We start from the raw sequence: 25458 nt of genomic DNA on the forward strand, positions 1-25458 counted from the left end.
TAAAGGAGATTAACATGAATTCAAAACAACAGCTGATTGAACTTAAAGATGAATATGTCCGGATTCAAGGTGATATAGAAAAAGTCCAGTCTACTGGCCACACTGCTGACAGATTGGAGGCACGTCTTATTGAACTTGAAGATGAAATCAGACAAGTCCGTGAACAACTCGACGCCTAATCTCAAATCTTTCTTTGCCATACTGATGGCCATACAGTTCTTTATTTATTTCGGCTTCAGTATCGTCATTCCTGTCATCCCCGCTTTAGTCAAAAGTCTGGGTTTGAATGCCTTTCATATGGGCTTATTATTATCCGTCTATTCCATCGCCTCATTTATCGCAGCACCTTTCTGGGGTCAGCTATCCGATAAAATCGGGCGGAAAAAGATACTTATTATTGGACTGATCGGCTTTGCTGTCAGTTTCCTGACATTCGGTTTATTCATCGATAACCTGGCACTGCTCTACGCTTCCCGTATTATCGGCGGCCTGTTTTCTGGCGCCTGTTTCTCGACAACAACCAGTATCGTGGCTGACGTCACGACTTCAGAAGAACGCAACCGCTACATGGGTCTTATGGGTATGATGATCGGTTTCGGATTTATATTCGGTCCTGCAGTTGGCGGTCTTTTAGCAGGTTATTCTTATCAGCTGCCCTACTTTGTCACGACTGCTATTTTAGTCGCTATTATTATCGGTGTATTTCTCTCGCTGCCTGAAACACATCATCATGAACCAGGGCATCAAGTTAAGCAGAAGCTGAATTATACAGTTCCTATTATAATTCTTCTCATCAGTACTTTTATCGTCACTATGACGATGAGTGGTATGGAAAGCTCATTCCAGTTACTTGAAATTGAGAAAATCAATATCACACCTACTCAGATGGGTATGCTGTTTATGATTGGCGGTCTTGTCAATGGTTTACTGCAAGGCGGCTACTTACGAAAAGTGCAGCATGGTCAGGAAAAACGAGTGATGGTAGCAGGACAGATGATCACCATCATCGCCTTCATCATGTTACCTTTCACAATGAACCTCATCTATGCAGGCATCTGTCTCGTGCTGCTCATGTCAGGTAATGCACTTGTCCGCACATTGCTCACCTCAACTCTGACTAAAACAACTTCATCGAGAAACATGGGTAAATTAACAGGTGTCAGCTACTCTCTTGATAGTCTCGGTCGTATTATAGGGCCTTTATTATTCACGGGGCTTATGACTTACAGCTTGAGTCTGCCTTTCTTCATCGGTGCTGTGACTAGTTTAATTGCACTCGTACTGATCACCATCTACTTTACGAAAGGAACAACTGCATGATTTTATTATTGACATTACTGATTGTCACTTATTTGCTTATCGCCTATCTGAGTCTCTATTTCTTCAATACAAAATTGACACAGATTGCACGTATTATATTCGGTATCGCATTGATCATCTTCTCTTTTACCTGGCTATACGGTCTATCAGGTTCGCTGTGGGTTATACTTATCGTTATCTGTCTCGTGATCAATATAGAAATTACTGCCTTTAAATTTAAAATTAATGACTCAAAAGCTCTACAGATTTTGCATATCTTCACTATTGCGATGGCGGCTCTCATCATCATTACTGCCTTTATGCTCTAACAAAAAAACGGATGAATCCTAAGCTCAGGATTCATCCATTTTTTATTATTTATTTAAGTAGACCTCAAGCAGCCTCTCTAAAAAGGCATCTAACAGACTATCATCAACAGCGAGCGAAACGCGCACATAATGTCGTCCTCTCTCACCGAATGGTATACCCGGCGTCACAAGAACAGACTGTTCTTTCAGTAAATATGTGACGAAGGACTCTCCGTCATAACCTTGCGGTGTCTTTAACCAGAGGAAGATGCCACCATCAAGCGGACTGAATGGTATGTTGTTTTCTTTCAGTACCGCCACTACTTTATCTCTTCGTGCTCTGAAGAGTTCATTCTGCTCATCCAGAAATGGCTGTCCGAGCTTCAAGGCTGCAGTACTGGCATCCTGTAGTGCGCCCCACATTCCTACTTGTGTATGATCCTGAAGTTTATTCAGTCCAGCAATCATTTCCTTATTCCCTACTGCAAAACCGACACGAAAACCTGACATATTGAAGCCTTTAGACAATGAGTAGATTTCTACTGCCACTTCTTTGGCACCTGGAGACTGCAGGATACTTGGATTCTCATGGTTAAATCCAAATGCTGCATAGGCAAAGTCATGAACAATGCGTGTCTTCGTTTCTTTAAAACGATCAACAGTCGCATCAAAAAATGCTCGTGTTGCTACAGCACCGGTTGGATTACTTGGATAGTTAAGATAAATCAGCTTCGTATTGTCTAATTTCTCGGCAGGTACGTCATCAAAGTCAGGCAGATAACCTTTCTCTTCATATAAAGGCAAGGTATAATGCTCACCTCTTGCTAAAAGTACACCTGCCAGATAGTCAGTGTAACCGGGATCTGGCAGTAGCACACCGTCGCCTGGTTCTATCGTACAAAGCGGTAAATGAACAAGACCATTTTTCGTACCGTACAGGATACAGATTTCCTCATCTTTATCGAGATCTACATTATATGTTTCTTTGTAGAACTGCTGAATAGCTGTCTTAAATGTTTCTTTACCTCTGAAAACACCGTATTTATTATTGGCAGGGTCCGCTACTGCCTGCTGCATAGCCGTAATCACTTCATCTGGTGCCGGTTTATCCGGTATCCCTACGGCCATATTAATAAGTGGCTTCTTTCCTATCTCAAGTTTGCGGCCCATCGTTTTTCCGAAATAACTATCTGGTATTGTGTTCAAAATCTCCGTATATGACATTTATCTCATCCTCTCCATAAAAAAATGTCACCGCTTAATAGCGATGACATCTGTCACTTATCTATCAAGCATCCGCTTGCTGGAATTAGCACCGTGCACTTGCCGGTTGCTGAGATTTCACTGGGCCAGTCCCTCCATCTCTCTCTATAAGTTATTAAGTTATCCTTACTATAATATTTCTGTTTTGGCAGGTCAATCCATTATCTGACTTCTGTCACTTTGCGGCGGCGTCTGTTCTTGATTTTCATCAATGTTTCATACACAACCGGCACAACAATCAGAGTCAATAGTGTAGAAGAAACGAGTCCACCGATAACGGTTACGCCGAGTGCTTTACTGATCAGCACTGAGCCGTCCCCACCAAAAAGAAGAGGTGATAGTGCACCTACTGTTGCTAGTGCAGTCATTAATATCGGTCTCACACGTGTTGCTGCTGCTTCCAGAAGCGCTTCACGTGTAGATAAACCTCTATCCTCCATATGAATCACTCGGTCAATCAATACAATAGCATTGGTTACAACAATACCAATCAGCATGAGTACGCCGATCATTGAAGGGACAGAGAGCGTCTCACCCGATAACAGAAGACCGACGATAACACCGATAATTGTAAACGGAAGCGAGAAGAGAATGGCAAGAGGCGCAAGTCCTCCTTTAAATGTCAGTACAAGAATTAAGTACACGATACCGATAGCCGCAAGCATCGCAAGTCCTAGTTGTGAGAAGCTTTCGCCGATGTCTTCACTTGTACCTCCCACATTGACTTTAACATTGTTCGGCTTATCAATCTTATTGATCGCCTGTGAAACATCTGCTGTCGTTTTACCGACATCATCTGCTTTAATCTTACCGTCAACCGTCGCTGATACATCACCGTCTTTACGACTAATCGTATCTGATGACTGGCCTTTTTCAATGGATGCAACATCACTCAACTTAATGTCACGGCCCATCGGTGAAGTTAAGGTTGTATCTTTAAGCTTAGCTTCAGTCCAGTTCGTTTCCTGTTCTTTCGTCAGTATAACATCTGTTGACTGGCCAGCCTTCCCTATTTTAGTGACTACTGTTTCAGGTGAATACTGATTAAGTGCCATCGATACTTGACCCGCTGTTAAACCATTCTCAGCCAGTTTGTTCTGATCGACTTTAATGGTGTATTCTTCATAATTTTTAGAGAGTGATGAGCTAATATTTGATAATGCTTTTTGTTTCTTCATCACATTTTCTACTTCTTTTACTGTGCTGCGGATGGCCTCAGTTGAAGGTCCGACGACAGAGACAGCTACTGTATTAGAAGCACCCCCTGTTGCAAAGTCCTGGTTCTTCCATGTACCTGGATGTTTGTATGTCGCCACTTTATCCAGTACTTTCTCTGCTTCGTCGTCCCAGTTCGGTGTATCTTTATCGTATTCAACCATCATCGCCATATCATTCGATGCGACTGGACTGAATGGATTCTTACCGCCTACTGAGTATTGAATATTATTAACATACTTATTGTCACTAAGCGCTTTTTGAATTTCGTCACCATGCGCAACGACTTCTTCTTCTGTTTCGCCTGGTTCTGGTTTATAAGTCAGCGCCAGTAGTTTATCTTCACCTGTTGAGATAAAAGATGTCCCAACAAGGGGTGTCAGCATTAAGCTGCCGACAAGTAGCAATGTACTGAGTAAGGCAATGAGCCACTTATGATTGAGTGACCACTCCAGGATATTGCGATAAAAATGTGCAATGCGTCCCGGCTTCTCATCATGATGGCCTTTAATACCATTTCTAAAGAAAATATGACCGAGCATCGGCACAATCGTAATCGCAATCAATAATGAGGCAAGAAGTGCAAATACAACCGTCAGTGCAAATGGTCGGAACAGCTCACCGATAGAACCTGATACAAGTCCAAGCGGTAGGAAGACCGCGATTGTGACCATTGTAGAAGACATAATCGGAATAAACATCTCGCGTGTGGCGTCAGCAATTAATGCTGTACCACGTAAAGGCTCACTCTTGCTCGACATTCTACGGAATATATTCTCTATTACTACAATAGAATCATCGATGACACGTCCAATTGCCACCGTCATGGCGCCAAGCGTCATAATATTGAGCGTTACCCCTAACTGTTTAAGAATCAATAATGCAATCAGGATTGACATTGGGATAGATACAACTGCAATAAAGGTTGAGCGAATATTGCGCAGGAACACAAGAATCATCACGACTGCAAAAATAGCACCAATAACTGCTTTTTCAACCATCGTCTTCACTGAATCCTGAATTGGTTTTGCCTGGTCCATCATAAGTAATGCGTGAATATCTTTATTTTCATTAACGTATTGATCCACTATTTTTTTGGCATCATTCGCTACACTGACTGTATTGGCATTGTCAGTCTTAACGAGCTGGATGCTGAGTGAGTCATTACCATTCGTTTTTGAAATTGATTCACGGCTTTGAACGTTTTTAATCGTCGCCACATCACCTAATGTGACAGTTGGCACTTTAGCATTCTTCATTTTTTCAGCCATTGCTGCAGAATCCATCTGTGCTCCAGGTTGCTGACCTGGCGTCTGTGCGCCACTTGCTGAACCTGTTGCTGGAATCTTCAAGGATTTGAGTGCATCAACTGATGTGAATTGACCATCTACTATAATAGATTTTAAGTCGTTACCAAACGTGTAAAGACCAAGCGGTGCATTTGTCGTCGCACCTTTAATGAACTGCAGGACGGATTCCTGTGTCAGTCCTTCTTTCTTTAACTTATCTTCATCAAACTGAAGTTCAACCTGCTCCACTTCCTGCCCAGAAAATGAAACACTTGAAACACCTTCCACACCCTCCAGTTGAGGAAGCAGATCATCCTTTATCTTTTGAGTGAGGCTCTTCAGATCATTCACATCATTAGAAAATGAATAGCTGATGATCGGGAATGTATACATAGAAATCTGATCAATATTTGTATCCTTCACTTCTTCAGGAAGATCTAACGCATCGATAGCTTCCTGCACATCTTTTTCTGCCTTATCCATATCTGTACCAAACTCATATTGCAGAGTAATAGCAGAAGCATTCTGCATCGACTGACTGGATACTGTGTCAACGCCTTCCATACTCTTTACTTTCTTTTCGATCGGGTCAGTTACGTTATCAAGTACCGCCTCAGGTGTTGCACCTGGATAAGGGGTTGTGACTGTGAGAACGGGTGATGAAATACTCGGTAACATCTCCATCTTCATCGTCATAGCTGAGTAAATACCAGCAGCTGCAAGGAGTAACGTCATCAGCCACAGCGCCAGTTTATTATGTAACGAGAAATCAATGATTTTCTTTACCACATCTTGCCTCCTAAATAGTTTGTCTCTTAAGTAATATAGCTTAAATATATTGTCATTACTAATAATAATACCCAGTATTTTCTGGAGACCTTTATCTTATTACCTTCAGCAACTTTCTGTTTCGTTCAACCTTTTTTTCCATTACACTAAAAGAAATGGAGGGGTTATATGCAAAAAGTGCTGATGCTCTTATCAATCTTAATGCACATCGTCTTAATAGCAGGTTATTTCATCAACAGCGGAATCATTTTCTTTACGAGTTATTTCTGGATTATTTTCTGTCTGATTTCTTTATTTATTGGACTACACTATCACTTTTCTAAAGTAAACCTCAATGAAAAAGATCTGACTTATCGTATTTTAGCCATCATTCTTACAATCAGTAGTTCTGTGAGTCTGATTTTCCTTCTATATATTACGTTCATTAATCCATTTCTTTATCTCGATATGCGTTAAAAGTCTCATCCGACTGGATGAGACTTTTTTTATCGACGTCCTAATTTTCTTTTAAGATTCATAATTTGTGGTTTCACCTGTTCAATGAGCTGATAAACCGGTGGGTTCAATACATAATCAAATTCTCCGATTTTTGCACTCAGTTTTGTTCCCCACATCTTTTTAAACTGCCATAATCCGTAATACTCTGATTCTTTATCCGGGTGATTGCTTGTCCCACCGAAATCGTAAGTTTTAGCACCTTTATCACGTGCATAACGCATCATGGTAAGCTGCATGTTATAGTTCGGTAAGTAATCACGGTATTCATTGCTTGAAGCACCGTACAGATAATAAGCTTTATGCCCTGCGAATGTCAGAATAGAACCCGACAGCACCTTACCCTCAGGTGTGGTTTTCTCCATTTCAGTCAGTTCATCTATCTGCTTCTCAAGTTTCGCCAACTGAATATCCAGATCTTTAATCTGGTTTTCAATTTTTTGATTCTTCTCTTTTCCCTCAAGTCGCGCTTTCTTATCCAGGCGTACTTGACGTTCTTCGCGTAGTTTAGGCAGCACTTCACCTGGCACCAGTTTCACAAGAACAAGTTCTGCATCCCCGTCAGGATTGAGCGCATCATAAATATTTTCGAAGTAGGAGACGTCTCTTGTCAGGAAGCCATCTCTTGAACCTGTCTCCTGCATAAGATCTGCAAATGTCTGCAGTTCATCACGACTCGCAATGTATGCACGCGTCCCTTTCTTCTGACTCAGTTTCACACGTGAGCGATTATTTCGCTCAAAACTTTTAATCAGGTCTTCCTCGCTCTGATCAATATTTGTGACCATCGTCATACGCGGCTGGATATAATGCTTACTGAGACCATCTTCAAAGCCTTTATGCTTAAAGCCAATAGATTCCATGTAGTCCACGAGATCTTCTACTTCCGTCACTTCTACATCCGGATCAATTTTAATCGAATAAGCTCGTTCCGCTTTTGCGATTTCAATTCCCTGCTCAAGCAAAGCTTCCACAACCTCATGGTCGCGGTAATCACAGACGAATCCTCTTGAGATATAGCATAATGTATAGGGCAGTCTAGGTACTTTCTTAAAAAGAAGCTGTGCAACACCCGCTACTTCTCCAGCTCTACCAACCGCGATACGCTTACTGTACCAGCCTGCAGATTTTTTCACATCTCCCCATTTAGATAATTGAAGAAGGTCTCCATGAGGATGTGTCTTTACAAATTCATCATGTGCCTTATCTGTTATCGTTAAACGTTCAACTGTCATTGTTCTCTTCCTTTCACTTATCAAGCATCTTCATTATCAATTTGTTATAATAGCCGCATACTAAGAAAACGAGGTTATTATGTTTAAAAATATATTACTTGCCGTTGTCTCACTCATCAATCTGATATTCATCTTTTTGATTCAAGGACATCAATCTGTTAATCATATTGATATCCATATTATTGTCGCAGCCCTTGCTGTAATCCTGAGTGTACTCTTTTTGATTGTAAGAACGACTCGTCTTAACTTCACGTTGGCTATTATAACACTTTTAATCGCCGCAGTTCATATTTCACTCATTGTCATGCATATTTACAATTATGTCTATGCGTGAAAATGATAAGTCGCGCCCCTTATTTCCATAGAAGGATGTTCAATCCCGGACAGTGTGATGGATTCAATACTCTCCTGATCACCTTCAAATAATGTGAAAGTCGGTCCATCTGGAATTAATAATTGTCCATCCTTATAGTCAGCATTGAACCAGTCTATCCAGTTTTGGATAAACTGGTCTTTATTTTGAGTCATCAGCGCAATATCTGTTATATTCACAGACTGAAACATAGATTCCAGCTGCTCAGTGCGCTTCACATCATCATCACCCCACTGAATAAAGAAAGGAAGTTCACGGTCCTGTCTATCATCATCGATATAAAGCAACTGCCAGCTGACCACCGTTCCGTCCGACTTCGTACGAGACATTTTGCTCGGACCGATAGTCGACAGACCGCATGAGATAAAATGGTCATTCAGTGCCTCGATATTATCTGTCCGGAAGCACAGCCGCTTCCAGCCCTCTGTATAATCTGTTCTTTCTAAAGTGGCAGCAAAACTAAGACGTTGTTCTTCACTCGCCGCTGCCTGCTTTAATATATTCTGATCAAAAACATCAATAAATTCAATGTAACTCAGATCGGTATAACTTAAATCATTATAAGTGCCTAGTGCCTCATGACGACCACCTTCATGCAGCTGCAGTAAATCCTCAGGAAACTGAAAAGACGATAAATCATGAATATAGTGAATAATATGATCCCACTGTAATTTCATTATGCTCACCTCTACTTTATTGTAAATAAGAACACAAAAGAAAACACCTTAAAAGGTGTTTTCTGAAGGGAAATCTTATTGTTTTCTCAATTGACCTACATTTTTAGCAAATCCAGCTGTTACATCATTTAAATCATGCGTTATATCAACCGTTACTTTGCCATCCTTGATATCAGAATCAATATTATCTGCGGCTGCATTCTGGAATGTTTCCACTAAATTTTTAGGTTGGTCAAACTGCAGAACATAACGACCAACTGCAACATTAACTGTGTAGCGACCTTGCTTATCCGTTTTAACCTTTTCTACAAGTTTACCGTTTTGATATACATCGACACGAATATTACTTAATTTACGGTCTGGTGTATCATACTTACCGTTATTATTCTGGTCGAAGAATACAAAACCTTTTACATTATGCTTTATAACAGGTACTTCTGTCGTCGGTGCTTCTGTTGTTGGTACTTCTGTCGTCGGTACTTCTGTCGTCGGTACTTCTGTCGTCGGTACTTCTGTCGTCGGTACTTCTGTCGTCGGTGCTTCTGTCGTCGGCACTTCTGTTGTCGGTACGTCAGCAGTCTTCACGATAGAAGTCGGTAGTAATTTATACGCATTAAAGCTATAAGTGACGACACCTTCAATACGGTCATATGTTGCACCGATTTCAAGTGGTTCAGTCGTTTTCACTAGGGATTGATGTCCTGCTGCGTCTGTTACTGTATATTCGTTATGCGTATTGACTGACTCCACTTTTATTTTTTCAATAGCAATATACTCTGCTTCGGTCTCTTCACCAATCTGGTTTAATGCAGTCACTACAGGTACCACTGTTTTTTGTGCTGTCACTTTAACATTTTCAGTTTCAACTTGATAAAGTCCGTAATACTCAGTTGTAGAACCTGTTGCAGTAATAACGTCACCTACTTTAGGTGTGACCGTCTTACTTCTGACGACCATACCTGCTGTCTCGTCCTGAATATAGAGATTATAACCGTCGATAGCTGTAACAGTTCCTGAAACAATTACATTTGTTCCTATTGCTGCTGTTCTTGCTTCTTGAATCATCATCTCTTTTGCAGGTTCTGTTACAGGATCTGCTGGAAGTGTTGTGTCAGGTGCTACAGTATAACCTTGAGCAATGGCTTCTTCTTGTGCGAAGAAGATACGTCTTTCTACCGGAACTTTTTCAAAATCTTCCGGTGCATAATATAACTTCGTCTGTGAATCTCCCACATAACGCTGTAATCCCTTATTATCGTAACGTGCTCTGAACTCGAATGCTAATTCAAGTAATGGATGTGCTGTCTGCCAGATACCTAAATGATTCTGTTTAGCTTCAGCTACAGCATCCTGGAACATATGGTAATCTTCCATATTAGCGACCGGCCAGATGAAATAAGTTGAAGCCATGCCTTGTTTCACCATTTCAAGGTTTGTATTTACATTATCACTCTCTCTAACGACCTGCCCCAAGACACGTCCATATTGGTCAGTAATATTATCTGGATTGACCTTAACAGTAACAGGTGTGCCAGGTGCAAGTAATTCATTGAGAGCTTTTTTAGCCACTTCACCATGATATTTCTGGTTTTGATTCAAATCTGTATCAATCAATGCTGGATCATAAGATGTTAAGTGATACGTTTCAGGTGTATCAATATTAACGAATCTGATTGTATCTGATCCCATAATATCAGGAGAAACTTTGATTGTATCGCCATCGACTACTCTGACGACATTGACATGATATTCAGCTTGCGGTACTTCTGGAGCAGGTGGTGTGACATGTGCACTGAACGTACCTAGTTCAGAAAATGTATCTTTTGGCAGTGCTGTAAACTGCACTGATGGATCATAGGCATTATGAATATCAGTATCTGCAATGAGATTGTCTGCTGTGCGTACAAGCGTCATATCCAATGTTGATACTGCTGAACCAAATGCTGTACCTGGGTCTACACCCACTTGTCCGATTGAGTCATTGATATCACCTGATTTTGTTGAAGCATTATAGTTTTCAAATAATACAAGTGTGTCATCGCCATTAAAATTAACAGCTGTTGAACCTGTTTTTAAATCAGCCTGAGCTAGTATTTCAGGTGCTGCATTCTGGTTAGCAATGACATAGACATCACCTGGTGCAATTGTGCCGCTGAGTTTCAGTTCTGCGACAGTGCCCGATGTTTCATTCGCACCGTTCACAAAGTTAACAAATGAATAAGTAGATAAATCAACAGCCTCTTTTGTCGGATTATAAATTTCAACCGCTTTGTTGTAACCCGTACCTTCTATGTATTCTGAGATAACCAGTTTTCCAGCTGCCTGCACACTTTGAACCGTAAATGACAGTACGAGTGATAAAACCATCATCATTGACAGTATAACCTTGAAAGTAGTCTTCATCTTTTTTCTCCTCTAATTTATAGTAGAATGCTTATCTATTCTATCAATCTAATGTAGAGGTCATATTTAGATACTGTAAATATATAATTAAGAATGTAAAAGAACTGAAAAAAAGCTGTTCACATTGAAATGTAAACAGCTTCCCTATTCATTATGATAATCTATAGACTCTCGCTTCATATGGCTGTAATTGAATGGTTTCAGAAGTTTCTGTATCGTATGCATATTTATAGTTTGCGAGTTTTAAATTCTGTGGATTGAATTCTAGGTTCTCTGAATCATCTAACTCCACTTTTTCATTGGCAAGATTACCGATGACAAGTACTTTCTCATCATCCATTGTTCTCGTATAAGCAAATACTGAAGGATTGTCTGCATAGACAAGATCAAACGTACCATAAGTCATAACGAGATTGGATTTCTTAAAGGCAATCAGCTTTTTGTAGAAATTAAGGATAGAGCCTTCACGTTCCAGCTGATGTGCCACATTAAGATATGGATAGTTAGGATTCACTTTCATCCATGGTGTTCCGGTCGTGAAGCCGGCATGTTCTGACGCATCCCATTGCATCGGCGTACGTGAATTGTCACGACTCATCCGTTGCAGCATATCAATTACTTCTTCTTTTGTCGCTCCATTAATCAGTTCATTGTTATAAATATTCTTCGCATGTACATCATCAAATTCTGTAATATCTTTGAACGGATAATTCGTCATACCGATTTCCTGACCTTGATAGATGAACGGTGTTCCTTGCAGTAACATGTAGACTGTTGCATGACTCGTTGAACTCTGGAACCAATGATCTTTTTCATCCGCCCATGTCGACGGCACACGGGGACGATCGTGATTTTCGATAAAGAGTGCATTCCAGCCTTTATTTTCAAGACCCTTCTGCCATTCTGCAAGTACTTTCTTATAGCCTGGAATGTCGAATGATGTTCCGATATTATGATCCCATAAGTTTAAATGTTCAAACTGAAAGACCATATTGAACTTACCATTCTCATTGCCGACCCAGATATCAGCATCATCTGTTGTAACACCATTTGCCTCTCCAACAGTCATAATATCGTAATTTGAGAAGGTTTTTTCTTTTAATTCTTCAAGGTATTGATGAATACCCGGCTGATTCATATGAGCCTCAAACGACGGGACATAGTTCAAGCCCTCTGGATTAGGAAGGTCTCCTAATTCAAATGATTTTTTTATATGACTGATAGCATCGACACGGAAACCATCAATTCCTTTATCCAGCCACCAGTTAATCATATGGTAGATGGTTTCACGCATTTCAGCGTTCTCCCAGTTTAAGTCCGGCTGCTTACGACTGAATACATGCATGTAATACTGATCGGTAGTGGCGTCATATTCCCAGGCAGAGCCTTCAAAAATACTTGCCCAGTTATTAGGCTCTTTATTGTCTTTTGCATCCTGCCAGATATACCAGTCACGCTTCGGATTATCTTTTGCAATGCTTGATTCAATAAACCATGGATGCTCATCGCTTGTATGATTGATGACGAGATCCATAATGAGTTTCATACCACGTGCATGGACTTCAAGGAGCAGTCGATCAAAGTCTTCCATCGTGCCGAAATCTCTCATGATGGCCTGATAGTCACTGATGTCATAACCATTATCATCATTCGGCGATTTGTAAATCGGACTGACCCAGATAACATCAATGCCGAGCTCCTGCAAATAATCCAGCTTCTCAATAATACCGTTGATATCTCCTATACCATCTCCATTTGAATCTTTAAAACTACGCGGGTATACCTGGTAGCATACCGCTTCTTTCCACCATATACGCTTCATTTTGATTGGCCTCCTGAATTAAAAAAGCTATTAACATGTGCATGCTAACAGCTTTTTGCAGTCATTACAACTTATTAGTTTGTTTCAGCAATTAAATTGTGTTCAAGCTTCTGTCTTTCTTCTGCTTCATTTGCACGAGGGATACGCACACCTGTCTCACCATCAAAGAAATGTGCTTTTGTCATATCCATCACGAGTTTAATAATGTCACCATTACGGAACTGGTGGCTTGCATCAATTTTAGAGATAAATTCCTGTCCTTCAAATACAGAATAGACCATAACTTCTGAACCTAACAGCTCACTCACCGTTACTTTCGTCTCGAATGGTGTGCCTGACTGTGCGTCGAAATGAATATCTTCTGGACGAATACCGAATTTGATATCCTTACCGTTATAGCCCGCAACATCAAGTGTACGAGCCATTTCTGCAGGGAGATCAAATTCATAGTTGCCGATATACATACGATTGTCTGCAATGCGTGCTGAGAAAATGTTCATTGGCGGTGAACCGATAAATTCAGCCACGAAAATATTTTCCGGGAAATCATATACTTCCTTCGGTGTCCCGACCTGCATGATGTCGCCATCTTTCAGTACGACAATACGTGTGGCCATCGTTAATGCTTCTGTCTGGTCATGGGTTACATAAATCGTCGTTGTCTGCAGACGTTCATGTAATTTAGAAATTTCTGCACGCATCTGTACACGAAGTTTCGCATCCAGGTTTGATAATGGTTCATCCATCAGGAAGACTTTCGCTTCACGGACGATAGCACGACCTAATGCCACACGTTGACGTTGGCCCCCTGATAATGCTTTTGGTTTACGGTTCAGATAATCAGTCAGCCCTAGTATCTTCGCTGCTTCTTCAACACGTGTTTTAATCTCAGCTTTCGGCATTTTGCGAAGCTTCAGTCCAAATGCCATATTGTCGAAGACCGTCATATGCGGATAAAGCGCATAGTTCTGGAATACCATTGCAATATCACGATTTTTAGGTGGTACGTCGTTCATGCGTACGCCATCAATCGTCAAGTCTCCCGCTGTAATATCCTCAAGTCCTGCAATCATACGTAATGTCGTGGACTTCCCGCAACCAGAGGGTCCAACAAATACGATAAACTCTTTATCATGAATGTGTAGATTAAAATCTTTAACGACTGTATTACCACCGTCATATGTTTTCTGGATATGATCCAGTTTCAGTTCCGCCATTTAACTTCCTCCTTACACCCACCATATATCAGTCGGTGTCTCTTTAATCATTATTTGTTTTAAGTTTCGAACTGCTGTCTGGAATCCTTCTTCAATCGACATCAGCGGATCCTCATGTTCAATGCTGACGATATAATCATAGTTATATGTTCTAAGGGCACTCATCATCGCTGTCCATTCCTTCAAATCATGTCCGCAGCCTACACTTCTGAACGTCCAGCTGCGCGTGCGGACATCACCATAAGGCTGCATATCAAGAAGTCCGTACATATTGATATTATCCTGATCAAGATACGTATCTTTCGCATGGAAATGGTGGATGGCATTCTCTTTTCCTAAAATCTTGATGGCAGCAACCGGATCAATACCTTGCCACCACATATGACTTGGATCAAGATTCGCACCGATATATTCATTTGTTGCCTCGCGAAGTTTCAGTAATGTATAAGGAGAATGCACTAAAAATCCACCATGTAATTCCAGTGCGATCTTCACATTATTTTCCTTGGCAAGTTGTGCGATTTCCTTCCAGTATGGGATGAGCTTATGCTCCCACTGCCAGTTATAGATGTCGGCATATTCTGTCGGCCAGGCAACAACCGGCCAGTTCGGCTGCTTCGCTTCTTCTGAGTCTCCAGCTGTTCCACTGAAGCAGTTGACCACCGGTACATTCATCAGCGCTGCTAACTTAATCGTCTTTCTAAGCGCTGTATCGGATTCTGTACGAAATGCTTCGTCTGGAGAAATCGGATTACCATGACAGCTGAATGATGAGATGAACAGGTCATGCTCCGCAAATGCTTTTAAATAAACTTCTCTCGCCTCTTCATCCTCGAGCAATTGGTCTACATTGATGTGGTGGCTACCTGGATAACCTCCAGTTCCGACTTCCACTGCTTCAACACCGGCTGCCTGAACGTAGTCCAGCATCTCTTCAAATGATTTATCATTGAATAACGGATTAAACACACCTAACTTCATGATTACTCCTCCTCTATTCGAACAGCTCGTTGCTTTGCTGCACTAATATAAATAGCTTCTATAATGCTTGAGACGTCTTTCGCTTCCGCTGGTTGTACTCGCAAAGGAACTTCGTGCGTTATAGCGGCGATAAAGTTCTCAGCCTGTAAGTACTGGAAGGAATGATCAATCTGTATATAATCAATATTCAGCGTCGTCATCAATGTATCATCCGCCTGATTGACCTTCATCTTGAAAACATCCAGTCCACCTTTTGTGCCTGATATGCTGATATGCTCTTCGTCACTCTCGACGTTCGCAGCCCAGCTTGTCTCAAAGAGCATCGTGATATTATTCTCGAATCTGATGAATGCTGTGACATGATCATCCACTTCAAATGTCTCCGGATTGAACTGCCCCCACTCATTGACAGGATTCGGCATACGGCTTAACTGGTTATAAGTCTGAGCTGAGACTTCCACCGGCTTCTGATTACCTGTCAGCCACATCGCGAGATCCAGCAGATGACAACCATAGTCAATCAATGCACCGCCGCCTTGCAGTTCCTTGTTAGTGAAGACACCCCAGCCTGGCACTTTGCGTCGTCGCATCGCTTTAACCCGCACGACAAGCGGTTCACCGATGATTCCTTTATCGATGATTTTCTTCGCTGCAATCGCTTCCTTCATAAAACGGTAATGATAAGCAATATGAAGGATACCTTCGCTGTTTTCCTCAGCTTTCACCATGGCATCTGCTTCAGCTTGAGTAGTTGCCATCGGTTTTTCACACATGACAGAGATATTCTTCTCAAGCGCAGCGATCGTCAAAGGAGCGTGAAATTTGTTTGGTGTTGTAATCACCACTGCATCAATATGATTCAGCATCTCCTCGTAACTTGAAGCAACATGTGGAATCTGGAATTGATTGGCCACAACCATCGCCCGCTCTGTATTAATATCATAGACATGGGTGATTTCAACTTGATCGAAATTCCTGAAGGCAGGTATATGTCTATCTGTCGCTATACCTCCTACGCCTGCTATACCTAGTCTCACTTTCGTCATGTGTAACGCTCCTTAAACTTGTGTGATTGTTTTATTCTCAGCTGAATTTATCGCTTTAATAATGACATTGAGAGATGCTCGGCCTTCGCGTCCATCACAGATAGGTGTTTTATTTTCTGAAAGTGCGTCAATAAAAGCGTCAATTGTGTGTGAGTTTTTCTGACCCTCTTCATCGTTCGTCTGAATTTCACCGAGCTGCTTCTTCTCAATGTTGCCATCTGCTCCGAAGAACTGATAAGTATCTACATCATCTGCATTCAGTTTTAAAATACCTTTTTCGCCGTAAATAATCGTGCTGTTATCTTCTTGACCATTATACGCCCATGATGCGCTAAGAGAACCGATAATGCCATTCTCAGTTTTAAGTATCAGTACTGCATTATCATCCACATCTGCCTTCTTAGCCGATGTTTCAATCATTGCACCGACTTCTGAGAATTCAGTATCAAGAATGTAGCGCATTAAGTCGGCTTTATGCACACCAAGATCGCCCATCGCACCGATAAACGCACGTTTTTTATCGAAGAACCAGCTATCTGGTCCATCAACACTCCATCCTTCCGGCCCCGGATGACCGAATGTTGTCTTAAATGAGTAAATCTTGCCCAGTTTACCATCTGCTATATCTTTTTTAGCTTGTTGATGTGCTTCGTTAATACGCTGATTATGACCAATCATCAGCATCTTACCGTTATTATCTGCTGCCTGAATCATTGCATCCGCATCTTCAAGCGAAGTCGCCATCGGTTTTTCACATAATACATGTTTACCTGCCTGTAATGCTGCAATCGTCATCTCTGCATGCAGATAATTCGGTGTACAGATACTGACGACTTCCACCTCAGAATTAGCGAGAAGCTCATGATAATCAGAGTAGCTCGTACCACCGAATTCTTCAGCAAGTTCATCGCTGCGTTCCTTGACGATATCGCAGTAAGCAATAATTTCTGCATCTTCGTTGTGCTGATATTCAGGAATATGTCTGTGCGTTGCGATACTGCCGCAACCGATAATACCCACTTTAAAGGTCATCTGTCTTCTCTCCTTTACTCAGATCTTCAAGCGGCTGATAGTTACCATAAGTCGGATAGCCGTTTGTTGTAGGCTTCGCCCATCTCACAGCATTGTTGATGACGCGTTGAATATTTTTGTCGTAATAAGTTGGATAAGTTTCGTGTCCTGGACGGAAGTAGAAAATCTTACCGTTACCTCGTTTAAAAGTCGCACCTGAACGGAAAACTTCTCCACCCTGGAACCAGCTGATGAAAATCAGTTCATCTGGTGCTGGTATATCAAAATGTTCACCATACATTTCTTCCTGTTCAAGCTCAAAGTGCTCATCTAATCCTTCAGCAATGGGGTGGTTCGGCATTACAGTCCAGATTCTCTCTTTTTCACCCACTTCACGCCATTTTAAATCACAGCCCGTACCCATCAGTTTCTTGAATACTTTTGAGAAATGACCTGAATGCAGAACAATCAGTCCCATCCCTTCAAGTACACGCTTATGTACGCGGTCCACAATAGCGTTATCTACTTCATCATGTGCCTTATGTCCCCACCAGATCAGTACATCTGTTGTATTCAGCACTTCTTCTGTCAAACCATGCTCAGCTTCATCAAGTGTTGCTGTCGTCACTTCTGCATCTTCAATGAAAGAAGCAATATGCTGATGAATACCTTCCGGGTAAACACTTCTCACTTTTTCTGATTCTTTTTCATGTCTAAATTCATTCCATACTGTAACTTTCATTCGTCCCACTCCTTTAATGGTTTTGTAGATTGACGTTCGATAATTCGAGTTGGAATCATTTTACTCACTTTTAGCATATCACGATGGCATAAATATTCAATTAATCGACTAGCCGCTTCTTCTCCTAATCGTTCAGGAAAAATATCAACAACAGTCTGAGGAGGACAAGCTGTTTCGTTCAAATAAGAATCGTTAAATGTCGCTGTCTGAATATCCGCCGGTATACGGCGTCCTGCAAGATATAGTTCACTCAGCACATTCAAGTTCATCATACTGTCAGATGTAATGAGTGCAGTTATATCAGCCGGTAATGAGCGAATGATCTGTCTGACATCATCTGTGCCGGCAGCGCCTTCATACGTCGAGAGTGCTATCCCTGCATTTTTGCATGCTGTTCTATATCCCTGCAGACGGTCAATATTAACGGCATATGTCTTATTCTCTGCAATAAAGGCAATATGCCGGTGACCAAGAGAAATGAGATATTCAGTCAGCTGTTTTGAAGCTTCTACATTATCATTATCAATATATATATCATCGGCATCATTTAGTTGTTTACCGATGATAACAAAAGGACAGTTGTTTTCTCTTAAATAGTGGCGGACTCTATCCTCTTCTTTTGAATAAAGAACGATAAAGCCATCAACTGCATTGCCACTGATTAACTCCTTCACTTCAACAAGCAGCTCAGCTTCATCAGCACTTGTTGATATCACTGTCGAATAGCCACTATTTTTACAAATTTTCGAGATGCTCATCAAAACATCTGTAAAAAAAGGATTCTGACGCATTTCTTTTGAAGATGACTTCAACAGAATACCGATTGTATTTGACTGCTTTTTGACAAGTCTTCTTGCTGATACATTCGGAATATAGCCCATTTCATACATGATCTGTCTGACTTTCTGTGCTGTCTTTTCACTGATAGCATCATTGTTGCTGATGACACGTGATACGGTAGAAGGGGCGACATTCGCCCGCTTCGCTACATCCTTGATTGTCACCATACTATTTCACAGCGCCGTCAGAAACACCTTTAATAATCTGTTTCTGTGCGAAGAAGTAACCGATAATAACCGGAATAATTGAAATAGTGAGACCAGCCAGCGCTAAGTGCCACTGTTTCGTATATTGTCCGAAGAATAGGAACAATTTAAGTGGAATGGTCTCCTGCCCAGGTCCGAGAACTAAACTCGGTAACAGGTAGTCATTCCAGATCCAGATAACGTTCAGGATACCCACCGTTACTGAGATAGGTTTCAACAGCGGGAAGATAACATGCCAGTACACCTGCCATTTGCTCGCACCGTCAATCATCGCTGCCTCATCAAGAGATTTAGAAATCCCTTGTAGTGAACCGTGATACAGGAAGATAGACAGACTTGCACCGAATCCAAGATACATGAACATCAGACCCCAGATATTCAAGCTCTGCAGATCACCGAATATTTTAACGAGCGGAATCATAACAGACTGGAACGGCACCAGCATCGCCGCTACAAATAAGAAGAAAATCAAGTTGGACATCTTCCCTTTATTACGGCTGAGCGCATAGGCTGCCATACTTGAGAAGATAATAATAAGAGCCACACTCATAAATGAGACGAGAACTGAGTTCAGAAATGTCTGTGCAAAGTTCAATTGCTGGAAAGCACCAATAAAATTCTGGAACGTGAATGTTTCTGGGGGCTTCAATGTGTTGCTGAATATTTCAAGTTTTGTTTTAAACGCATTGACGATCATGAGATAGAAAGGTGAGAGCCATAATAATCCGATGACCAGTGCGATAATCTCAACAATAAACCACTTGATTTTCATTACATCTCAACCTCTCTTTTCTTATTGTAGTAAACCTGTACTAAACTGATCGCAGTGACAATCAGGAAGAAGACAACTGCTTTCGCCTGTGCAGAACCCATTAAGTTCATCTTAAAGGCCGTGTCGACGATATCCATCGCTACCATTTTCGTTGAGTTACCTGGACCTCCGTTTGTCAGTGATAAGTTCTGATCATAGACTTTGAAAGCGCCAGACAACGTAAGGAACATGCTGACCGTAAAAGCAGGTGCAACAAGCGGGAAGATGATATTTTTAAAACGCTGCCACGTATTAGCTCCATCAATTTCTGCTGCTTCAAGTAAGTCAACAGGTACATTTTCTAAGTAAGCAATATAGATAATCATGATATAACCTGCCATCTGCCATGTTGTCAGAATAACAAGTCCCCAGAATCCAGTTGCCGTATCACTTAACCAGCCCTGCATCCACTCTGAACCGATTGCTTCACCAATACTTGCGAATACTTTAGTGAAAATGAACTGCCAGATAAAACCAAGAATCAGTCCACCGATTAAATTCGGCATGAAGAAAATCGTACGTAAGAAGTTTTTGGACTTAATGCGGCTTGTCACGAGGAGTGCAAGACTGAGCCCGATAATATTAACAATCAATACAGATGCAATAGAATATTTAAAAGTAAACCATAAAGCATTTTTGAAAGTCTCATCGCTCAATAAATTGACATAATTACTGAACCCTACAAAATCTGGTACTTGGGATGTATCGCCGTTCCAGTTAGTAAATGAATAGTAAATACCATATATGAACGGAATAATGATGACCATAAACAATGCGACTAGAACCGGCATTAAAAAGAGCCAGAATGCGAAACTTTTTGTCTTCATTTTTTCACCTCAGATTTTAAAAAGGGGTGCCACAAGATGTGCCCCCCTTTTCAACTATTATTTTCTTGCTTTTTCCCAAGCATCTTGAGATTTTTTGATTGCTTCGTCAAATGATATTTTACCTGTTAAGTAATCTTGTAAGTAAGCACCTAACGCATCGTCAGTATATCCAGTTGGATAGCCTTTGAATACCCATGCAGTTGTTTTACCATCTTGAGAGTACTTATAGATTTCTTTTGATAGTGGATCAGCAATTTTAGATGTATCGTAGTCTTTATATGCTGGAATAAACTTGAAGTCTTCCATTACAATCTGTTTACCTTGATCAGATGTATATAACCAGTCAAGAAACTCTTTTGCTGCTTTTTGAACTTTTTCATCTGATTTTTTGTTGACTGCCCAGTTATTTGCAACACCTACTGGAATTGTCGCTTCACCTGAACTTGTCGGTACTGCAATCAGTCCTACATTTTTAGCTACTTCAGGATTAACCCCTTCAATGGTCGGATAAGCCCAGTTACCTTGCTGAATCATCGCTACTTTACCAGTAGAGAATAATTCTTCAACTTGTTGAGAGTAATCAAGAGATACAACAGGTTGTTTTGAATATTTGTTTTGAATATCTAAATACTGTTTTAACTGATCTTTCTGAGAGAAGGGTAATGTTTTTGCTGCAGCTGCTTTTTGAATATCGTTATCAAAATCTTTTGCTAAGAAAATATTGGCTGCGTGGTCGCTTAATACCCATTTTTCTTTAGCTGGTAATGCGAAGACACCGCTTAACCCTAGTTCTTCTTTTTTAGAATCAATAGTCTGAGAAACTTTTTCTAAATCATCAAGTGTTTTGATATCTTCAGCTTTAACGCCTGCTTTGTCGAAGATTTCTTTATTGTAGATTAAGCCGTAACCTTCCTGGTTCATCGGGATACCATATGTTTTACCATCCTTTTGAACAGGTGCAATTAATGCTTCATCAACTACTGCTTTAGTCGCTTTCATATCTGATAAATCTGCTAAACGGTTCGCGTGTACTTTTAAGTCTTCCGGTCCACCGATATTGAAAATATCAGGTTCGTTTTTAGAAGCAATTTTTGCTTTTAATGCTTGACCGTAGTCATTACCGCCACCAACAGTTTCGATGTTGATTTTCACATTCGGATGTTCAGCCATGTATTTCTTAGCCATTTCTTCAAACTGTTGTTTGAATTCTACTTTGAACTGGAATACGTTAACCGTTACTTGGTCTCCGTCTCCTTTTTTTGCAGTACCGCCGCCTGAACCTGAGTTACCGCATGCTGCAAGAACAGATGCTACGAGTAACGATACAACAAGCATTAATAATGATGATTTTTTCATCTCTTAATCTCCTTTTCCTCTCTATAATAGAAAACGTTTTCATTTCTTAAGCTCATCTTATCACAAGCTATTTTTCATCGTCAATGCTTTTTTGCAAACGATTGCATAAAAGAATAAAAAAAGAACTCACAGGTGTGAGTTCTATCTGTATAACGGTGTAGACTGGTCGATTATATTTTTAGCTACTGCTTTAATATCATTCGTATAGCTGATGATACCTTGAACAGCTGGAAATGCTTGAGATAATCCCATTTCTATCAGTGATCCTAGAACGGATTGGATAGGGTTTAATGATTTTAATTTAAAAGCACTTCTTAGAATTTGGACCATTTTTGCAAAATCCATTACATGAGAAAATGTGTTTTCCGGTTTCCCCTGCTGAGCAATATGTTTCTCGATAGAGGGCCACATATGAAATTTATCATAGACATCGTCTGCCTCTACTCTGAAGTGACTTCGTATCGTCCGTTCAAGAACGCTGTAGCTCTCTCTTGATATCACTTCTTTTAAAGCAGGCGTAAATAATTTTGGAAACACACTATTCACTTTATAGTTGAGATAACTTTCTTTCATTTCTGCACTGTTATACTGTTCAAGATATACTTGATATTGCGCTTCAAATAATGTTTTAAGCTGCTGCTGTAAGGTCTCTATCCCTTCACCTGTCAACGCACTAACAAACAAGTAATCTTTCTGCTCTTTAATATAAGGACGCAGCATGACTTTCAGTTCAGTATCCTTCGTATGTTTCAATGATTCCAGAGAGTCATCATGGTTGACATCAACCATCGCATCTACTTTGTTGTAAATGAAATGTACTTCTTTTTTCTCTTTATAGAGGTATTTAATTAACTCCATATCCGTCTCTCTAATCTTACTTCCAAATACGTAGTAGAAGGTCGAGATGTTACTTGCCTTAATCATTTTCTTATATTGTGATAATGTCACTTCTTCTGTCCCTACCCCCGGAAAGTCTATTAACTCTCCGTATATCGGATAATCGTATGATTGGGCTGTAAGCGTTGCATCTGTATGAACGCCTGTATAGGCTTTAGCCTTTGGCAGTAGCTTGTTGATTAGACTGCTCTTACCCGCATCCGGCTGTCCTATAAATCCGACAGCGTGCGGCGTTCGATTCGCAACAAACTTTCTATAAGCCTTCACTAAGGGATGATTGATCATCTTCATCACTCCATTATTATTATTATAACCTCTCTACCCTTTAACTATAACAATAAATCGAGAGGGCTATGCGTCTCGCGCATTCTTATTCATTAAATAGATAAAATACGGTGCGCCAATTAAACTGACAATGATGCCTGCCGGGACACCTGACGGTTGCAGCAATATTCTACCGATTGTATCAGAGAGCGCAAGTAGTATCGCTCCAATCAATAATGCAATTGGAAGAAACATCTGATGTCTGGGCCCCACAAGACCACGTGCAATATGCGGACCTAATAAACCGATGAATGCAATACCTCCGCTCACTGCAACTGCACTCGAACTTAAAAAGACTGCGATAGCAATCAACAGCAGGCGTTGTCTACTGACAGCGACACCTACTCCTATAGATATATGTTCATGTGTGTTTAAAATATTCAATGTGTTCGCCTTGGCGAAGACCAGTGGCACTAATATAAATACTGAAATGATCAGTATGATGGCAAACGGCCATGTATCACCCCAGATGGAGCCTGCATACCAGGAAGCCACAAATTCCATCTGTTCTTTTTTGAATGTTGAAGTCATCATAATTGAAGCACCACTTAATGCAGTCGCCATACCAATCCCCATCAGCACCATACGGACAGGTTGAATGCCCTCATTCTTTTTATAGCTCAGTATAAATATAATCAGTGCTGTCAGTAAGCCGCCTATCATGCTAAAGAGAGGCAGCACATAGACAAATGTCTGACTATCAACAGGTAAAAATATCATCAGCAGCACAATAAAGAAGCCACTGCCCGCATTAATACCGATGATGCCGGGATCCGCAAGTGGATTCCTTGTGATACTCTGCAGAAGTGCGCCACTTAAGGCAAGTGCAGCACCGCTTAGCAATGTGACTATCAGTCTTGGCATTCTGAATTCATACAGAATCATTGTATCGGTCGATTCACCCATACCGAATAATATCCGGAAGAATTGAGGGATCGTCATTTTGAAATCACCGGTCGTCATACTGAATGCCATTGTCAACAGCACAACGACACACAACACAGTAACACTAAGCCATTGTTTTCTTTTTCTATGTGCTTCAATCATAGTAATTTACCATCCCTTCTCACCAGATAGATGAAGAACGGCACACCTATAATTGAAATAATGGCACCGAGTGGTGATTCACCTGCAAGTCGTGCAATCGTATCTGCTACTACAATCGATAAGCCGCCGAGCAAAGCGGAGAATGGAAGAATCAGACGATAATCTGTCCCCACAAGAAATCTCACAATATGAGGCACCATTAACCCTACAAAGACCAGAGACCCTACTAACGACACAGCGATACCGGCAAGAAGCATCGTCATAATCGAAAAAAAGATACGAATTCGGTTTGTATCTGCACCTAAACCTTGAGCCATCTCTTCACCTAGGCTCAGTGCAGTGAGTTGACGTCCTCTCATCGACACCAGAACGATAATCACCAGAATTACTGGAGCGGCATAAGCAAGCTGCTGCCACGTTGTGCCTGCCACCCCACCAGCAGTCCAGAAAGTAATACTCTGATTCAGGCGGAATATGAGTGCTATACCTGAAGCAAGTGCGGTCAGTAAAGCGGAGATAGCTGCACCGGCTAATATAATACGCATCGTACTGAAACCCCCACGTCTCGAACTGCCAATAAGCAGGACCAATGTCCCACCGATCACTGCTCCAAGAAAACCAGCCAACATAAGCACAAGGAAACTTGCATTTTCAGAAAAAGCAAGAACCATACTGATCATCATCGAAGCACCGGCATTCAGACCAAGCAGTGCAGGATCTGCCAGGGCATTTTTAGTAATACCCTGCATAATAGCACCACTACAGGCGAGCGCCATGCCAACTAGCAGTGCACCGAGCTCACGAGGCACACGAATATCACGGATAATATTGTGACTTTCAATATTCTCATAGTGGAAGAAAGCAGAAAATATTTGACCTATAGAATAATTGACCGTGCCCAGACAAAATGAAATAAGCAGAATAATAATGATAGCGACTACTATCACCATACTTAACATCACATTCTTTACCGTTGTCCTCATCG

Annotated in this window: 23 protein-coding genes and 1 riboswitch; of the genes, 5 read left to right on the plus strand and 18 right to left on the minus strand. The window is 41.0% G+C overall.

Translation table 11 applies throughout. The annotated features are described in order from the left end of the window. The first annotated feature begins 14 nt into the window (after positions 1–14). Genes ERX37_RS11410 through ERX37_RS06530 form a run of 3 tightly spaced genes read left to right on the plus strand, consistent with a single transcriptional unit; the run spans position 15 to position 1628 of the window. Entirely contained in the window at positions 15–179 is a 165-nt protein-coding gene (locus tag ERX37_RS11410; RefSeq protein ID WP_165981990.1) for an SE1832 family protein, read from the plus strand. Further along, the gene (locus ERX37_RS06525) at positions 130–1320 is read left to right on the plus strand and encodes an MFS transporter (RefSeq protein ID WP_229713185.1); all 1191 of its coding nucleotides are present in this window, start codon (positions 130–132) and stop codon (positions 1318–1320) included. Before ERX37_RS11410 ends, ERX37_RS06525 begins: the two co-directional genes overlap by 50 nt. Further along, a complete protein-coding gene (locus ERX37_RS06530; RefSeq protein ID WP_133429872.1) occupies positions 1317–1628 on the plus strand; it encodes a hypothetical protein in 312 nt (103 codons plus the stop codon). The genes ERX37_RS06525 and ERX37_RS06530 overlap by 4 nt, the downstream gene beginning before the upstream one ends. A 45-nt stretch (positions 1629–1673) precedes the next feature. Here the strand turns inward: ERX37_RS06530 and ERX37_RS06535 are convergent, their stop codons facing one another. Next, the gene (locus ERX37_RS06535; RefSeq protein WP_133429873.1) at positions 1674–2831 is read right to left on the minus strand and encodes an aminotransferase class I/II-fold pyridoxal phosphate-dependent enzyme; all 1158 of its coding nucleotides are present in this window, start codon (positions 2829–2831) and stop codon (positions 1674–1676) included. Positions 2832–2885: 54 nt separating this feature from the next. Continuing rightward, positions 2886–2984, minus strand: a riboswitch (SAM riboswitch). Positions 2985–3031: 47 nt separating this feature from the next. Then, a complete protein-coding gene (locus ERX37_RS06540) occupies positions 3032–6163 on the minus strand; it encodes an efflux RND transporter permease subunit (RefSeq protein ID WP_133429874.1) in 3132 nt (1043 codons plus the stop codon). Positions 6164–6331: 168 nt separating this feature from the next. Between ERX37_RS06540 and ERX37_RS06545 the strand changes: the two genes are divergently transcribed. After that, on the plus strand, positions 6332–6619 hold the full coding sequence (locus tag ERX37_RS06545) for a hypothetical protein (RefSeq protein WP_133429875.1): 288 nt from the start codon (positions 6332–6334) through the stop codon (positions 6617–6619). A gap of 29 nt (positions 6620–6648) precedes the next feature. Here the strand turns inward: ERX37_RS06545 and ERX37_RS06550 are convergent, their stop codons facing one another. Beyond that, complete coding sequence (locus ERX37_RS06550) at positions 6649–7893, minus strand: lipid II:glycine glycyltransferase FemX (RefSeq protein ID WP_133429876.1); 1245 nt, start codon at positions 7891–7893, stop codon at positions 6649–6651. A gap of 79 nt (positions 7894–7972) precedes the next feature. Between ERX37_RS06550 and ERX37_RS06555 the strand changes: the two genes are divergently transcribed. Beyond that, a complete protein-coding gene (locus ERX37_RS06555; RefSeq protein WP_133429877.1) occupies positions 7973–8227 on the plus strand; it encodes a hypothetical protein in 255 nt (84 codons plus the stop codon). On the opposite strand, the gene ERX37_RS06560 is transcribed toward ERX37_RS06555, so the two are convergent. The 15 genes from ERX37_RS06560 to ERX37_RS06630 all read right to left on the minus strand — a co-directional run bounded on the left by ERX37_RS06560 (position 8218) and on the right by ERX37_RS06630 (position 25456). Then, entirely contained in the window at positions 8218–8943 is a 726-nt protein-coding gene (locus ERX37_RS06560; protein WP_133429878.1) for a VOC family protein, read from the minus strand. The genes ERX37_RS06555 and ERX37_RS06560 overlap by 10 nt on opposite strands. 75 nt (positions 8944–9018) lie before the next feature. Further along, the gene (locus ERX37_RS06565) at positions 9019–11346 is read right to left on the minus strand and encodes a thermonuclease family protein (protein ID WP_133429879.1); all 2328 of its coding nucleotides are present in this window, start codon (positions 11344–11346) and stop codon (positions 9019–9021) included. A gap of 151 nt (positions 11347–11497) precedes the next feature. Further along, on the minus strand, positions 11498–13168 hold the full coding sequence (locus ERX37_RS06570; RefSeq protein ID WP_133429880.1) for a glycoside hydrolase family 13 protein: 1671 nt from the start codon (positions 13166–13168) through the stop codon (positions 11498–11500). 74 nt (positions 13169–13242) lie between these two features. After that, positions 13243–14385 (minus strand): ABC transporter ATP-binding protein, encoded by a 1143-nt coding sequence (locus ERX37_RS06575; RefSeq protein ID WP_133429881.1) that lies wholly within the window; start codon positions 14383–14385, stop codon positions 13243–13245. Positions 14386–14397: 12 nt separating this feature from the next. After that, entirely contained in the window at positions 14398–15366 is a 969-nt protein-coding gene (locus tag ERX37_RS06580; protein WP_133429882.1) for a sugar phosphate isomerase/epimerase family protein, read from the minus strand. 2 nt (positions 15367–15368) lie between these two features. Then, positions 15369–16412 carry a Gfo/Idh/MocA family protein gene (locus ERX37_RS06585; protein WP_133429883.1) on the minus strand — a complete coding sequence of 348 codons (1044 nt, stop codon included), beginning with the start codon at positions 16410–16412 and terminating at the stop codon, positions 15369–15371. Between the two features lie 12 nt (positions 16413–16424). Then, a complete protein-coding gene (locus ERX37_RS06590; protein ID WP_133429884.1) occupies positions 16425–17444 on the minus strand; it encodes a Gfo/Idh/MocA family protein in 1020 nt (339 codons plus the stop codon). Continuing rightward, entirely contained in the window at positions 17434–18165 is a 732-nt protein-coding gene (locus ERX37_RS06595) for a ThuA domain-containing protein (protein WP_133429885.1), read from the minus strand. Before ERX37_RS06595 ends, ERX37_RS06590 begins: the two co-directional genes overlap by 11 nt. After that, positions 18162–19172, minus strand: coding sequence for a LacI family DNA-binding transcriptional regulator (locus tag ERX37_RS06600; protein ID WP_133429886.1), 1011 nt, complete (start codon positions 19170–19172; stop codon positions 18162–18164). The genes ERX37_RS06595 and ERX37_RS06600 overlap by 4 nt, the downstream gene beginning before the upstream one ends. A 1-nt stretch (position 19173) precedes the next feature. After that, positions 19174–19983, minus strand: coding sequence for a carbohydrate ABC transporter permease (locus tag ERX37_RS06605; RefSeq protein ID WP_133429887.1), 810 nt, complete (start codon positions 19981–19983; stop codon positions 19174–19176). Further along, on the minus strand, positions 19983–20849 hold the full coding sequence (locus ERX37_RS06610) for a carbohydrate ABC transporter permease (protein ID WP_133429888.1): 867 nt from the start codon (positions 20847–20849) through the stop codon (positions 19983–19985). Before ERX37_RS06610 ends, ERX37_RS06605 begins: the two co-directional genes overlap by 1 nt. A gap of 57 nt (positions 20850–20906) precedes the next feature. Then, complete coding sequence (locus ERX37_RS06615) at positions 20907–22205, minus strand: ABC transporter substrate-binding protein (protein WP_133429889.1); 1299 nt, start codon at positions 22203–22205, stop codon at positions 20907–20909. A 141-nt stretch (positions 22206–22346) separates the two neighbouring features. Further along, the gene (locus ERX37_RS06620) at positions 22347–23387 is read right to left on the minus strand and encodes a GTPase domain-containing protein (RefSeq protein WP_165981991.1); all 1041 of its coding nucleotides are present in this window, start codon (positions 23385–23387) and stop codon (positions 22347–22349) included. Positions 23388–23453: 66 nt separating this feature from the next. Continuing rightward, a complete protein-coding gene (locus ERX37_RS06625; protein ID WP_133429891.1) occupies positions 23454–24473 on the minus strand; it encodes a FecCD family ABC transporter permease in 1020 nt (339 codons plus the stop codon). After that, positions 24470–25456: a FecCD family ABC transporter permease gene (locus tag ERX37_RS06630; RefSeq protein WP_133429892.1), complete on the minus strand. Its 987-nt coding sequence runs from the start codon at positions 25454–25456 to the stop codon at positions 24470–24472. Before ERX37_RS06630 ends, ERX37_RS06625 begins: the two co-directional genes overlap by 4 nt. Positions 25457–25458 lie beyond the last annotated feature (2 nt).

It is taken from the genome of Macrococcus hajekii (genome assembly GCF_004359505.1).
In the GTDB taxonomy this organism is placed as follows: Bacteria; Bacillota; Bacilli; order Staphylococcales; family Staphylococcaceae; genus Macrococcus; species Macrococcus hajekii.